Annotated in this window: 12 protein-coding genes; 5 read left to right on the top strand and 7 right to left on the bottom strand. The window is 64.3% G+C overall.

All coding sequences use genetic code 11. The features are described 5' to 3' along the window. The first annotated feature begins 9 nt into the window (after window positions 1–9). Genes FJV83_RS36420 through FJV83_RS14850 form a run of 4 tightly spaced genes read left to right on the top strand, consistent with a single transcriptional unit; the run spans window position 10 to window position 4,764 of the window. The gene (locus FJV83_RS36420) at window positions 10–168 is read left to right on the top strand and encodes a hypothetical protein (RefSeq protein WP_185973430.1); all 159 of its coding nucleotides are present in this window, start codon (window positions 10–12) and stop codon (window positions 166–168) included. Then, window positions 165–3,095, top strand: a complete 2,931-nt coding sequence (locus FJV83_RS14860) for a molybdopterin oxidoreductase family protein (protein WP_142886586.1) — start codon at window positions 165–167, stop codon at window positions 3,093–3,095. The genes FJV83_RS36420 and FJV83_RS14860 overlap by 4 nt, the downstream gene beginning before the upstream one ends. Then, window positions 3,092–3,826 carry a 4Fe-4S dicluster domain-containing protein gene (locus tag FJV83_RS14855; RefSeq protein WP_142886585.1) on the top strand — a complete coding sequence of 245 codons (735 nt, stop codon included), beginning with the start codon at window positions 3,092–3,094 and terminating at the stop codon, window positions 3,824–3,826. The genes FJV83_RS14860 and FJV83_RS14855 overlap by 4 nt, the downstream gene beginning before the upstream one ends. Before the next feature lie 2 nt (window positions 3,827–3,828). After that, window positions 3,829–4,764 (top strand): dimethyl sulfoxide reductase anchor subunit family protein, encoded by a 936-nt coding sequence (locus FJV83_RS14850; protein WP_142886584.1) that lies wholly within the window; start codon window positions 3,829–3,831, stop codon window positions 4,762–4,764. A gap of 6 nt (window positions 4,765–4,770) precedes the next feature. Here the strand turns inward: FJV83_RS14850 and pdeM are convergent, their stop codons facing one another. The 5 genes from pdeM to FJV83_RS14825 all read right to left on the bottom strand — a co-directional run bounded on the left by pdeM (window position 4,771) and on the right by FJV83_RS14825 (window position 10,801). Beyond that, window positions 4,771–5,487, bottom strand: coding sequence for a ligase-associated DNA damage response endonuclease PdeM (gene pdeM / locus FJV83_RS14845; protein WP_142886583.1), 717 nt, complete (start codon window positions 5,485–5,487; stop codon window positions 4,771–4,773). Continuing rightward, window positions 5,484–8,018 (bottom strand): ligase-associated DNA damage response DEXH box helicase, encoded by a 2,535-nt coding sequence (locus FJV83_RS14840; RefSeq protein ID WP_142886582.1) that lies wholly within the window; start codon window positions 8,016–8,018, stop codon window positions 5,484–5,486. The genes pdeM and FJV83_RS14840 overlap by 4 nt, the downstream gene beginning before the upstream one ends. Window positions 8,019–8,116: 98 nt before the next feature. Next, a complete protein-coding gene (locus tag FJV83_RS14835; protein WP_142886581.1) occupies window positions 8,117–8,977 on the bottom strand; it encodes an NlpC/P60 family protein in 861 nt (286 codons plus the stop codon). Between the two features lie 31 nt (window positions 8,978–9,008). Further along, window positions 9,009–9,359 carry a MarR family winged helix-turn-helix transcriptional regulator gene (locus FJV83_RS14830; RefSeq protein ID WP_095787293.1) on the bottom strand — a complete coding sequence of 117 codons (351 nt, stop codon included), beginning with the start codon at window positions 9,357–9,359 and terminating at the stop codon, window positions 9,009–9,011. Window positions 9,360–9,436: 77 nt separating this feature from the next. Beyond that, entirely contained in the window at window positions 9,437–10,801 is a 1,365-nt protein-coding gene (locus FJV83_RS14825; protein WP_142886580.1) for a M17 family metallopeptidase, read from the bottom strand. Window positions 10,802–10,930: 129 nt separating this feature from the next. On the opposite strand from FJV83_RS14825, the gene FJV83_RS14820 reads away from it, so the two are divergent. Further along, window positions 10,931–11,752: a tetratricopeptide repeat protein gene (locus FJV83_RS14820; RefSeq protein ID WP_095771854.1), complete on the top strand. Its 822-nt coding sequence runs from the start codon at window positions 10,931–10,933 to the stop codon at window positions 11,750–11,752. A gap of 87 nt (window positions 11,753–11,839) precedes the next feature. Here the strand turns inward: FJV83_RS14820 and FJV83_RS14815 are convergent, their stop codons facing one another. After that, complete coding sequence (locus FJV83_RS14815; protein ID WP_095771853.1) at window positions 11,840–12,859, bottom strand: type II secretion system F family protein; 1,020 nt, start codon at window positions 12,857–12,859, stop codon at window positions 11,840–11,842. A gap of 9 nt (window positions 12,860–12,868) precedes the next feature. Further along, complete coding sequence (locus tag FJV83_RS14810; protein WP_095771852.1) at window positions 12,869–13,882, bottom strand: type II secretion system F family protein; 1,014 nt, start codon at window positions 13,880–13,882, stop codon at window positions 12,869–12,871. Between the last annotated feature and the right edge of the window lie 4 nt (window positions 13,883–13,886).

Here is a 13,886-nt window from a genome sequence, read left to right as displayed (position 1 = left end):
GAGACTAAAATGATCGGGCGGTTCAAGTCCCTTCTCGCGCATTGGACCCGCGGCATCCGCAGACGGCTGGCCGGCGATCGCTATCACCCGGAAGAGCACTACATGCGCGGCCCCGGGCCGAAGACACGCGCCAAATCGGCCGGCCGCGCGGGCACACCCGGATCATGACGCATCCAACGCCGCGCGGCGCGAATTCGGCACCATCGCAACGCCCGCTTGCCGACACGCGCGCGCCCGATGAAGGCGACGGCGTCGACACCTCGCCTGGCATTTCCGACAGCATCGCCAAGACGACCTGCTATATGTGCGCCTGCCGCTGCGGCATCGACGTGCACATCAAGGACGGCAAGGTCCGCTACATCAACGGCAACAAGGACCATCCGGTCAATCGCGGCGTGATCTGCGGCAAGGGCAGTTCCGGCATCATGCAACATTACAGCCCCGCCCGGCTGAAGAAGCCGCTGCTGCGCACCGGCCCGCGCGGCTCCGGCGCGTTCCGCGAGATCGAGTGGGAGGAGGCTTTTTCGATCGCGACGCAGCGGCTCTCGGCCATCCGTCGCACCGATCCAAAAAAACTCGCCTTCTTCACTGGCCGCGACCAGTCGCAATCCTTGACCGGTTGGTGGGCGAGCCAGTTCGGCACGCCGAATTTCGCCGCCCATGGCGGCTTCTGTTCGGTCAACATGGCGGCCGGCGGGCTCTATTCGATCGGCGGCTCGTTCTGGGAGTTCGGCGAGCCCGACTGGGACAACACACGATATTTCATGCTGTTCGGCGTCGCCGAGGACCATGATTCCAACCCGATCAAGATCGGGCTGGGCAAGCTCAAGGCGCGCGGCGCCAAGGTGGTGTCGATCAATCCCTGCCGGACCGGCTACAACGCGATTGCCGACGACTGGATCGGCATCCGACCAGGTACCGACGGCCTGTTCGTCTTCGCGCTCATCCACGAATTGCTGAAGGCCGGCCGTGTCGATCTCGATTATTTGCTCCGCTACACCAACGCCCATGTCCTCGTCGTGCAGGAGCCAGGCGCGTCCGACGATGGGCTGTTCGTCAGGGATGCCAACGGCAATCCACTGGCCTGGGACAGGGTGGAGAAAACCGCCATCAAGGCAACCGACCCAGAAGCGAAGCCGGCGCTGACCGGCAGCTTCGAAGTCGGCGGCCGCCGTTGCACGCCGGTGTTCCAGTTGATCGCCGACCGCTATCTCGACGACAGCTATGCGCCGGATGCGGTCGCCGAGCGCTGCGGCATTGCCGCCGATACGATCCGCCGGATCGCCGCCGAGCTTGCCCATGTCGCCTTCGAACAGACGATCGAACTGGCTATTGCATGGACCGACTGGGCCGGGCGCCGGCACGTGACGATCAAGGGCCGGCCGGTTTCGATGCATGCCATGCGCGGCATATCAGCCCATTCGAACGGCTTTCACTCTTGCCGCGCCATCCACCTGCTGCAAGTGCTTCTGGGCACGGTGGATGTTCCCGGCGGCTTTCGCTTCAAGCCGCCCTATCCTCGTTCGGCGCCGCCGGGGCCGAAACCCGCCGGCAAGACGGTCAAGCCGATGACGCCGCTGGACGGCATGCCGCTTGGTTTCGTCTGCGGGCCGGACGACCTGCTGGTCGACGAAGACGGCACGCCGACCCGCATCGACAAAGCCTATTCCTGGGACGCGCCGCTCGCCGCGCATGGGCTTATGCACACCGTCATCCGCAATGCCTGGGCCGGCGATCCCTATCCGATCGACACGCTGATGATGTACATGTCGAACATGGCCTGGAATTCCTCGATGAACACCGTCGAGACGATGCGTATGCTGACCGACCACGACGAGGCGGGCAACTACAAGATCCCCTTCATCATCTATTCCGACGCCTATTATTCCGAGACAGTGCCGTTTGCCGACCTCGTGCTGCCGGACACCACCTATCTCGAGCGCCATGATTGCATCAGCCTGCTCGACCGGCCGATCAGCCATGCCGACGGGCCGGGCGATGCCATCCGCCATCCCGTCGTCGAGCCTGACCGCGACGTCAGGCCGTTCCAGTCGGTGCTGATCGAGCTTGGCGCCCGGCTTGGCCTACCCGGTTTCGTCGGCGAGGACGGAGCGGCCAGATATGCCGATTATGCCGACTATATCATCAATCACGAGCGCACACCGGGCATCGGACCTCTGGCCGGCTGGCGCGGCAAGGATGGGACATCGATTGGCAAGGGCGAGGTCAATCCGAACCAGTTGCAGCGCTACATCGACAATGGCGGCTTCTGGCATCACGACTTCGCCGACGACCAGCGCTACTACAAGATGGCCAACCGCTCCTATCTCGATTTCGCGGTGCAGATGGGTTTCATCCCGAAGGCCGAGCCGATCGTCTTCCAGCTCTATTGCGAGCCCCTGCAGCGCTTTCGGCTCGCCGCACGCGGCCATGGCCGTGTCCTGCCGCCGGAGGCCGAGCGGCAGCGCATCGAGACCTACATGGATCCGCTGCCGTTCTGGTACATGCCATTCGAAGAAGCGGCGGTCGACCTCGAAAAATACCCCCTGCACGCGCTGACGCAGCGGCCGATGCACATGTATCATTCCTGGGGTTCGCAGAATGCGTGGCTGCGGCAGATCACCAGCCAGAACCGGCTGTTCGTGCATCACCGGACCGGCGCCGGCCTCGGTCTCGTCGATGACGACTGGGTGTGGATCGAGAGCATCAACGGCAGAGTGAAGGGGCAGATCAAGCTGGTCGACGGGGTGAACGAAAGCACGGTCTGGACCTGGAACGCGATCGGCAAAAGGCGCGGCAGCTGGGGACTGAAAGATGATGCCGCCGAGAGCAATCGCGGCTTCCTGCTCAACCATATCATCGGCGACCAGACCTCGTCCGACGCTCAGGGCAAACGCTATTCGAATTCCGATCCCGTGACCGGCCAGGCGGCATGGTTCGATCTGCGTGTGCGCATCGTCAAATGCAGCGCGGAAGAGGCCGGCTTCAGCGAGCCGCAATTCGAGCGTTTCAGCCAGCCGCCGCATTTCGAGCCTTCGCCCGACATCCTTCGCTTCGGCGCCGAATTCCGCCGGGCAAGAGAGGCCGCCGAATGACCTGCCTCCCCGCCCATACCGGCAAGAAACTCGGCCTGGTCATCGACCTCGACACCTGCGTCGGCTGCCAGGCCTGCGTCACCGCCTGCAAGGAGTGGAACACTGGCGGTCACATGGCACCGCTGACCGACATCGACCCCTATGGCGGCCATGTCGACGGCGTCTGGTTCAACCGCGTGCACAGTTACGAGCACACGACAGAGATGGGTGGGCGCACGGTGAACTTCCCGCGCTCCTGCCTGCATTGCGAGACGCCGGCCTGCGTCACCGTCTGCCCGACCGGCGCTTCCTACAAGAGGGCCTCGGACGGCATCGTGCTGATCGACGAGGACAAGTGCATCGGCTGCAAATTGTGCAGCTGGGCCTGCCCCTATGGCGCGCGCGAATTCGACACCGATGTCGGCGTGATGAAGAAATGCACGCTATGCGTCGACCGCATCTACAACGACAACCTGGCCGAAGAAGACCGCGTGCCGGCCTGCGTCGCCGCCTGCCCGACCAGCGCGCGGCATTTCGGTGATCTCGGCCATCCCCAGTCCGCCGTCTCGCGACTGGTGGCGGAGCGCGGCGGCGTCGACCTGATGCCGGAACTCGGCTATCAACCGACCAACAAATATCTGCCGCCGCGCGCCCATACGCAGCGCGGCGCATCGGTGCCGGCGAAGGCGCTGGAGCCGGTGCGGGCCGAAGGCGGCTTCCTCGGCTGGGTCGATCGCATGCTTTCGAACTGACCATGCATCCAGCCTTCTCCGTCGTCTTCTTCACCACCGCCACAGGTGCCGGCTACGGCCTGCTGGCATTGCTCGGCGTGCTGGCTGGATTGCAGATCGTCCCGGCCGATTTCTGGCTCGGCTTCGTCGGCCTGGGCTTGGCGCTCGGCCTGATCGCGGCGGGACTGTTGTCCTCGACCGGCCATCTCGGCAGGCCCGAGCGCGCCTGGCGGGCGTTCTCGCAATGGCGCAGCTCCTGGCTGTCGCGCGAAGGCGTGTCGTCGGTCATCACCTTCATCCCGGCGGGACTGTTCGGGCTCGGCTGGGTGTTGTTGGGCCGCACTGGCGGCTGGGTGGCGATTGCCGGATTGCTGGCCGCCATCGGTGCAATCGTCACCGTCTGCACCACCGGGATGATCTACGCGTCGCTGAAACCGATCGCCCAATGGCACAGCCGCTATACTTTGCCGGCCTATCTGATCTTCGCGGCCATGACCGGCAGCGTTCTGTTGAACGCGCTGCTGCAGGGGTTCGGCATCGGCTCGGTGGCCGTGCTGGCGTTGTCGCTGCTGGCCACTCTTGCCGGCTGGGGCTGGAAGCTCGCGACCTGGCGGCACAATGACCGTCTCGAGATCCCGACCACCGCCAATACCGCGACCGGTTTGGCCGGCGGCTCGGTGCGGTCGATCGAATGGCCGCACACGGAAGAAAACTACCTGCTCAAGGAAATGGGCTTTCGCATCGCGCGCAAGCACGGTGCGAAGCTGCGCATGCTCACACAGGGATTGGCCTTCGCCCTGCCCGTTCTGCTGCTCGCGGCCACTTTCGCCTTGCCGTGGCCCTTTGGGGCGATCCCGTCGGTGCTCGCTGCGATCGTCCAGTTCGCCGGGATGCTGGTCGAGCGCTGGCTTTTCTTCGCCGAGGCAAAGCACACGGTCACCCTATATTACGGCAGATAGGGCTGCTCAGCCTGGCCGCAGCATCGAGCGGGAGATGGCGAAGATGCGGTCGCTGCCAAGCATGTAGGCCATCAGCGATTCCAGGCGAAACAGCCCGGCATAGGCGCGATCGAGCACGTTGAGCGAACCGGTGTAGGCGCCGAAGGCCGGCATGATCATGCGGCCGCCGTCGCCGGCAAAACAGCGCCGCCGCACCGAACGGCCGCGCTGGACGATGCGCGCGCAGGGATGCAGGTGGCCCGCGATCTCGCCCTCGACGCGCACTTTCGACGGCTCATGCCGGAACAGCAGCGAGCCTATGGCCAATTCCCGCACCGTTTCACCGGGAAGATCGGCCGGCGCTTCCGGATCGTGATTGCCGGCGACCCAGAACCAGTCACGGCCTGCCATCAGCGCTTCCAGCCGCTCGCGAAAACTCGCGTGCATGCGCTCGGCACCGCCGCCATCGTGAAAGGAGTCGCCCAGGCTGATGACGATCGACGGCTGGTAGTCGGATATGACGGCCTGCAGTCTGAGCAAGGTCGCGCCGGTGTCATAGGGCGGGATCAGCGTGCCGCGCCTTGCCAGCGAAGAGCCTTTTTCCAGATGCAGGTCGGAGACCGCCAACAGCCTGAGCTCGGGAAAATAGAGCACGCCGCGCGGATCGCAGACCGCACGTTCGCCGGCGATGCCTATCATGTCGGCCTCGCCGATCAGCGTCGTGCGCGCCAGCGAAAAATTCATGCCTCGCTCATTTCCGGCCCCATGGCCTCCTCGACCAAAGTCGCCGCATCCATCAGCAGTGTTTCATCGGCTTCGCCGTTCACCGGCATCTTGCCGATCTCGAGCATGATCGGCACGGCCAGTGGCGAAATCTGCTCGAGATTCTTATGCATGATTCGACCCTGGACGCGCGAGAGCATGTCGGCAAGTCTGCTGACATCGAGCAGGCCGGCCGCCGCATCCGCACGCGTCGCCTGCAGCAGAATATGGTCCGGCTCATGGCTGCGCAGCACATCGTAGATCAGGTCGGTCGACACGGTGACCTGACGGCCGCTCTTCTCCTGGCCCGGATGGCGCTTCTCGATCAGCCCCGAAATCAGCGCGCAATTGCGGAAGGTGCGCTTGAGAAGCCAGCTGTCGGCCAGCCAGGCTTCGAGGTCGTCGCCCAGCATGTCCTCGTCGAACAATGCGCCGAGAGACGGTTTCCTGGCTTTGAACATCGCGCCCATGTCGCCCAGCGACCATATGGCAAGGGCGTAATCGGTGGCGACAAAGCCGAGCGGCCTGGCGCCGACCCTGTCGAGGCGCCGGGTAAGCAGCATGCCGAGTGTCTGGTGGGCCAGCCTGCCTTCAAACGGATAAGCGACCAGATAGTAGCGGTTGCCGCGTGGAAAGGTCTCGATCAGCAGGTCATCGCGTTTGGGCAGAACCGATTTGTCGGCCTGGAATCGCAGCCAGTCGGCCACCTGCTCCGGCAGCTTCTTCCAGCGCTGCGGATCGTCCAGCATGATGCGGACCTGCTCGGCAAGGTAGGTCGAAAGCGGGAACTTGCCGCCGCCATAATAGGGCACCTTGGCGTCGCTGCCGGGCGCGTTGGACACGAAGCATTCGTTCTCGCGTATGCCCTCGAAACGCAGCACCTTGCCGGCGAACATGAAGGTGTCGCCATGCGTCAGCGTTTCGAGGAAGGCCTCCTCGATCTTGCCGAGAACGGCGCCGCCGCGTGTAGCCGAGCCTTTGCTGCCTGCTTTGACGTAACGCACGTTGAGCGCCGGCACTTCGATGATGGTGCCGACATTCAGCCGGTATTGCTGAGCCACGCGCGGGTTGGAGACGCGCCACAACCCGTCCTTGTTCAGGCGGATACGAGCATAGCGCTCGTAATTCTTCAGCGCATAGCCGCCGGTGGCGACGAAATCGATGACGCGGTCGAAGGTAATCCTATCGAGGCTGGCGTAGGGTGCCGCCGTTCGTACTTCCTCGTAGAGATCGTCGGCACGGAAAGGTGCGCCGCAGGCGCAGCCGAGCACATGTTGCGCCAGCACATCGAGGCCGCCATCGACCAGCGGCGGCGTGTCCTGCGCGCCAAGATAATTGGCGTCGAGCGCTGCCCGGCATTCGAGCACCTCGAAGCGATTGGCCGGGATCAGGATCGCCTTGGATGGCTCATCCATGCGGTGGTTGGCACGGCCAATGCGCTGCGCCAGCCGGCTGGCGCCCTTCGGCGCGCCGACATGCACAACCAGGTCGACATCGCCCCAGTCGATGCCGAGGTCGAGGGTCGAGGTGGCGACGATGGCGCGCAGCGCGTTGTCGCCCATCGCCTTCTCGACGCGCCGGCGCTGGGCGACGTCGAGCGATCCGTGATGCAGCGCGATCGGCAACGTGTCCTCGTTGACCCGCCACAATTCCTGGAAAAGCAGCTCCGCCTGGCTGCGGGTGTTGACGAACAGCAACGTCGTCTTGTGGCGCTTGATCTCGCGGTAGATCTCCGGCGTGGCATAGCGGGCCGAATGCCCCGCCCACGGCACGTGCGCCTCCGAATCGAGTATGGAAATTTCGGGCTTCGCACCGCCGGTGACGACGATCAATTCGGCCATGTCGCCCGGTGGATTCTGGCTGACCAGCCAGCGCCGCAATTCGTCGGGCTCGGCCACCGTTGCCGACAGACCGATCGTCTGCAGGCCGGGCACAAAGCTGCGCAGCCGCGCCAAGCCGAGCGCCAAGAGATGTCCGCGCTTGGACGTCACCAGCGAATGCAATTCGTCGAGCACGACGTAGCGCAAATCCGCGAAGAAGCGCTTTGCATAACCTGCCGCGATCAGCAGCGCCAGTTGCTCGGGCGTGGTCAGCAATATATCCGGCGGCGCCAGCTTCTGGCGCTGGCGCTTGTGGGAAGGCGTGTCGCCGGTGCGCGTCTCGATGCTGATCGGCAGACCGATCTCCTCGACCGGCTTGCCGAGATTGCGCTCGATGTCGACGGCCAGCGCCTTGAGCGGCGAGATGTAGAGCGTGTGGATGCCGCGATGCGCCTGCCCCGGCTTTCGCCTTGGCCTGACGGCGAGTTCAGTGAGCGAGGGCAGGAAACCGGCCAGCGTCTTGCCGGCCCCGGTCGGCGCGATCAACAGTACCGATTGGCCGCTTTGAGCCTTCGCCAGCAATTCGATCTGATGGGCGCGCGGCGACCAGCCTTTCTCGCCGAACCATCGGAGGAATGGCTCGGGCAGGGCAATGGCGGCATTCTGCTCGGCAAGGCGCGGCTCAACTGTCACGCGCCAGAGGTAGCGCGGCTACGGGCGATCGCCAAGGAAAATCGGAACAAAAGGGGATCGTAGCGTTCCTCGCCCCGTTTACGAGAGGAGGAAGAAGCTCACGGCCTTCGAAACCCGGTCGGGCCGCCATAGAGGTAGCCGATGCGGGCGATGGCGTCCTTCAGCCCTTCGCGCGAGACCAGCATGGTGTGGCCGTTGGCGTGGATCATGGTCTCGGCATCGGTCATGACAGCGACATGGCCTTTCCAGAAGACGAGGTCGCCCCGGCGCAATCCGGCATAATCCGGACCCGGTTCGAGCGGCTCGCCAATGCTTGCCGCCTGCATGTCGGAATCGCGCAGCACGTTTTTGCCCGCCATGCGCATCGCAAGTTGCACCAGGCCGGAACAGTCGATGCCGAAGCCGGACGCGCCGCCCCACAGATAGGGCGTGCCTAGAAACGTCTCGGCAACCGCGACATAGTCGGCGGCAATTTCTGCGATTGGCCTGAGGTGACCCGCGATGATCGCTTCGCCCGACGGCAGGACGGCGTAGTGTGTGCCGCGCGTCTCGGCGGCTCCCCTCACCGTCACCGTCGACCCCATCGACAGCTGTCCCGCGATCGGAAAGCGCAGATCCGGACCGGGATAGAGAAAGGTGCGGGGCACCGAGACGATATGGGTAGGCGCGTGTTCCCGTCCGCCCAGCTCGGTTGCGGCGACGTAGCCGACATAGCCGTCGCGTTCGGCCTGGATCCAGGCCCAGCCCTCGGCATCCTCGAAAACCAGCACATCGTCGCCGAACAGGGCTTGCGTGTTGATGCCGGCATCCGCGCGCGGTGCCTTGCGGATGTCGGCCACCGAAGCCGAAATCCGCGCCGGCCCGCCTGCGACAAAACGCTCGGCGGAAACCTCGCCTTTCAGCCTTGCGTCGGCAAGGTCGGAACGGAAGGCGTGGAGACGGGCATCGTGAGCAGTCAAAATCGGCAACCCTGTTGTATGGGCAAGATGGTCAGATGGGCAGTTCAAGCGCCCTGGCGATGATACCATCGCCGAAGCGCTCGACAAAGAGCGCGCCCTCGACCGTGCGCTTGATCAGCACGTTGCGCTTGTCGAGTTCGTCGCGATGGCGCGACACCAGCTTCAGCGCGCCCATCGTGTCGAGCGCGCGGGTGATCACCGGCTTGGTGACGTTGAGGCGGGCGGCCAGCCCGCGCACCGTGTGCGGCGGCGGATCGAGATAGATGGTGAACAGGATCGCCGTCTGGCGCATGGTCAGGTCGGGCGCATCGTCGCGCACCTGCGACAACATGACTTGCTGCCACAGTCGCAAGGCCTGGCTCGGACGCATCGCAATCGACATCGCGCCAGCATGACGGCAAATTGTTTCGGTTCCGTTTCAGTTTTAGCGATTTGCCGGCGCTGCTTGCTGCCACCCCGTCAGCCAAAGCGTGTCGAGATGACCCGCTCCAGCGCGCGAATGCCTTGCGCCTCGCCACCGGCGGGCCCATGCGGGCGATCGGCGGGGTTCCAGGCAAAGATGTCGAAATGCGCCCAGCTCGCCGTCTTCTCGACAAAGCGCTTGAGGAACAGCGCCGCCGTGATCGAACCGGCGAAACCGTCCGTGGTGACATTGTTGATGTCGGCGATCTTCGACGACAGTTTCGCATCGTAAGGCCGCCACAGCGGCAAGCGCCACAGCGGATCCTCGACCGCCATTGACGCCACGGCGAGGTCCGAGGCCAGCGCCTCGTCACCGGAATAGAAAGGCGGCAGATCAGGGCCAAGCGCGACACGGGCCGCTCCGGTCAGCGTCGCCATGTCGACCAGCAGCTGCGGCTCCTCGTCATCGGCCAACGCCAGCGCGTCGCCGAGCACGAGCCTGCCTTCGGCGTCCGTGTTGCCGATCTCGACAGTGATGCCCTTGCGGCTCGCCAGCACGTCGCCGGGTCTGAAGGCATTGCCGGCAATCGAGTTCTCGACCGCGGGGATCAGCACGCGCAGCCGCACCTTCAACCCGGCGGCCATGATCATCGAGGCCAGGCCAAGCACATTGGCGGCGCCGCCCATGTCCTTCTTCATCAACAGCATGCCGGATGACGGCTTGATGTCGAGACCGCCTGTGTCGAAGCAGACGCCCTTGCCGACCAGCGTCACCTTCGGCGCGCCCGGTTGCCCCCAGATCATGTCGATCAGACGCGGCGCACCTGATGAAGCGCGGCCGACGGCGTGGATCATCGGAAAGTTCTGGGTCAGCAGCTCGTCGCCCTTGATGACGGAGACTTCGGCCTTGTGAGCCGCGGCCAGGGTGCGCACCGCCTTCTCCAGATCATCCGGTCCCATGTCGCTGGTCGGTGTGTTGACCAGATCGCGGGCCAGGAAGACGCCATTGGCGATGCGGCGAACGCGCGCCGCGTCGACGCCGGCCGGCACGTCGAAACGCAGCGCCCTGCCTGGCTTCTTGCCGTAACGGGTGAAGACATAGCCGCCGAGCGCCAGCGCGATTGCCGCGAGTTCCGGCTCGGCAGGAAGGGAGGCGAAATGCCAGTCGCCTTCCGGCAGGGTTTTCGACAGTGCACCGAGCGCGAGTGAACCTTCCCCGTCGCCGGTGCCGAACAGGGCGCCGGCAAGTGCGCCGTTCTCGCCGGGCACGGCCAGCGTCCTGCCTGCCTCGCCGGAAAAGCCGTTGGCCCTGGCCCATCCGACAGCAGATGGCGCAAGACCCGCGGCCTCCAGGCCGTCACGGGCCACCAGATGCACCGGCAGCGCACCTTGCAATTTCGTCTCGACGAGTTCGACAGGCATTCGATGTTCTCTCCTGCCGACCCTTCGCGAGTCGGCGTTTCTTAACTCTCCGTTAGGGTTAACAGAATATTTCTGCGGGAGGGAAGATGGCCACGCAATGGCCGCGCATGAATGGAGGCTTAGGTGTCGATGCCGACCAACCGCACAATGAATGCCAGAGGAAAACGGCTCGCCACCACCGCCCTCATGCTGGCGCTCGCGGCGGGCGTCGCCGGATGCGGAACCAGCAGGATGACCACCGGCTCGATCGCTCGTACCAGCGGCAAGCCGCTGGAGAGCATGTCGGCGGGAGAAGTGCACAATGCCACGGCCGCCCTCGGCCAGTCCTACTCCAGGAATCCCAACGACAAGCGAATCGCAACCAACTTCGCGGCCGCGCTGCAGATGGACGGCGATGCCGACCAGTCGCTTGCCGTGATGCGCAAACTGGCGATCGCCTATCCCAAGGATCGCGACGTGCTCGCCGCCTATGGCAAGGCGCTGGCCGCCAATGGCCAGTTCGAGGCAGCGCTCGACGCCGTGCGCCGCGCACAGACACCGGAATATCCCGACTGGAAGCTAGTGTCGGCGGAAGCGGCGATCCTTGATCAGCTCGGTCAGAAGGACGATGCGCGCCAGCTTTACCGAAAGGCGCTCGAACTCAAGCCGAACGAGCCCTCGGTTCTCTCCAATCTCGGCATGTCCTATGTGCTGGAGGGGGATCTGCGCACCGCGGAAACCTATATGCGTTCGGCCGCCCAGCAGCCCAACGCCGATAGCCGCGTGCGCCAGAACCTGGCGCTGGTCGTCGGCCTGCAGGGCCGCTTCGACGAAGCCGAGAAGATCGCCTCGCAGGAGCTCTCGCCCGAGCAGGCACAGGCCAATGTCGCTTATCTCAGGCAGATGCTTGCGCAACAGAATGCCTGGAGGCAGCTCAAGGATCAGGACAAGCCGAAGACGGCAACCAACTGACGCGACGATCTACAAAGGCCCCAATTGAACGAAGAAGCCGCGCTGAGTTCAGCGCGGCTTCTTCGTTTGTCTCCATGTGCCTCGCCGCTACTTGGTCGATGATGACGGATGATCGGTGCCGAATATGCCGCGCTGGCTGACCTGGATGCCGGCCGGACCCAGGATGATGGCGAAAAGCACCGGCAGGAAGAACAGGATCATCGGCACGGTGAGCTTGGGCGGCAAGGCGGCGGCCTTCTTCTCGGCGGCATTCATGCGCTGGTCCCGGCTTTCGGCGGCAAGCACGCGCAATGCGTGCGCCACCGGGGTGCCGTAGCGTTCGGCCTGGACGAGCGCCTGCGACACCGATTTGACCGATTCCAGACCGGTACGGTTCGCAAGATTCTCATAGGCCTGCTTGCGTTCCTGCAGATAGGAGAGCTCGGCGTTGGTCAGGATGAATTCTTCCGCCAGAGCCACCGACTGCGCGCCGATCTCGTCGGCGACCTTGCGGAGCGCGGCTTCCACCGACATGCCCGACTCCACGCAGATCAGCATCAGGTCCAGCGCATCCGGCCACGCCATCTGGATCGACTGCTTGCGCTTGGTGGCGCGATTGTTGACATAGACGACCGGGGCATAGAAGCCGCCATAGGCGACCAGGATGCAGACGAACAGCCGGATGACCAGGGGTTTGTCGGGCAATCCTCCGAGCACGAATATGTAGACCAGCCCCAGCGCGAAGCCGACAAAAGGCAACACGAGGCGGAAAAAGAGAAACCGCGTCAGCGGGTTCTGTCCGCGAAAGCCGGCGACCTTGAGCTTCTGCAAGGTGCTCTCGTCGGCCAGTGCGCGCCGCAGGTCGAGCCGATCGACAATGTTGCGCATGCCGACCGACTGTTGCTCGCGCAGGCCCTTGCGGCGGCGATCGGCCTCGCTCGCGAGCCGCGCGCGCTGCTTGGCGCGAAGCTCATCGCGCTCCAGCGCGACCGACTTCATGCGCGACTTGAGCTGGTTTCCGCCGAATGCCGGCAGCAATGTAAAGACCGTCGCGAACACGGCGATGGCGACCAGCAGCGCGATCAGCAGGCTGGGATCCGTCAATGATTTGATGACTTGGTCGGTCATGCCGCGGCCCTAGACTTCAAAGTTCATCATCTTGCGCATGACCAGGATGCCGATCGACATCCATACAGCGGCACAGCCCAGTATCAGATTGCCAACGCTGGTGTTGAACAGCGGCATCAGATAGTCGGGGCTGGAAAGATAGACGAGAAAGGCAACGATGAAGGGCAGCGCGCCGATGATGGCGGCGGACGCCTTCGCCTCCATGGACAGCGCCTGCACCTTGGCTTTCATCTTCTTGCGATCACGAAGCACGCGTGAAAGGTTGCCCAGCGCCTCGGACAGATTGCCGCCGGCCTGCGACTGGATCTGGATGACGATGCCAAAGAAACTCGCCTCGGTGCACGGCATGGTTTCGGGCATGCGCAAGGTCGCATCGGGGATCGACAGGCCCATCTGCTGCGAATCGACGATGCGGCGAAACTCCATCTTCACCGGCTCGGGGGATTCGTTGGCGATGAGGCGTACGGCATCGTTCAGCGGCAGGCCGGACTTGACCGCGCGCACGATGATGTCGAGCGCGTTTGGAAATTCGTTGAGGAATGCCTTGACCCGGCGCGCGCGGCGAAACGATACGAACCAGCGCGGCAGGCCGAGCGCGCCAGCCAACAACACACCGGGCAAGACAAGCATCGGCGCACCGGCCACGAACGCGACCACCGTCAGCGCGAGACCGCATATGGCGGAATAGATGTAGAAACGCTCGATTGAGACCTTCATCCCGGCCTGCCGGAGTTGCGCCTTCAGCGGCGGCTTCTTGATGGCGCTGTCCTTGGTCTTCTGCTTTTCGTCGAGTTCCTTCAGCGAATCCTGCACGGATTTCCGGCGCTTGGCTGCATCCGTCGCGCGGTCGCGGGTGGCCTTGACGACGGACCGGTCCGTCTCGGCGGCCTTGATCGTCTCCAGCCGCTTGCCAGCCTGTTTCTCGTTGCTGATCTGGTTGAACAGGAATGCATAGGCGACCGCGCCGGCGCTGAAGCCGGCGAGCACGACAAACGCCAATACGGTGCCGTCAATTCCAAACATCGAC

The organism is Mesorhizobium sp. WSM4307 (genome assembly GCF_007003945.1).
GTDB lineage: Bacteria > Pseudomonadota > Alphaproteobacteria > Rhizobiales > Rhizobiaceae > Mesorhizobium.
This window is presented reverse-complemented; position numbering and strand designations above follow the sequence as displayed.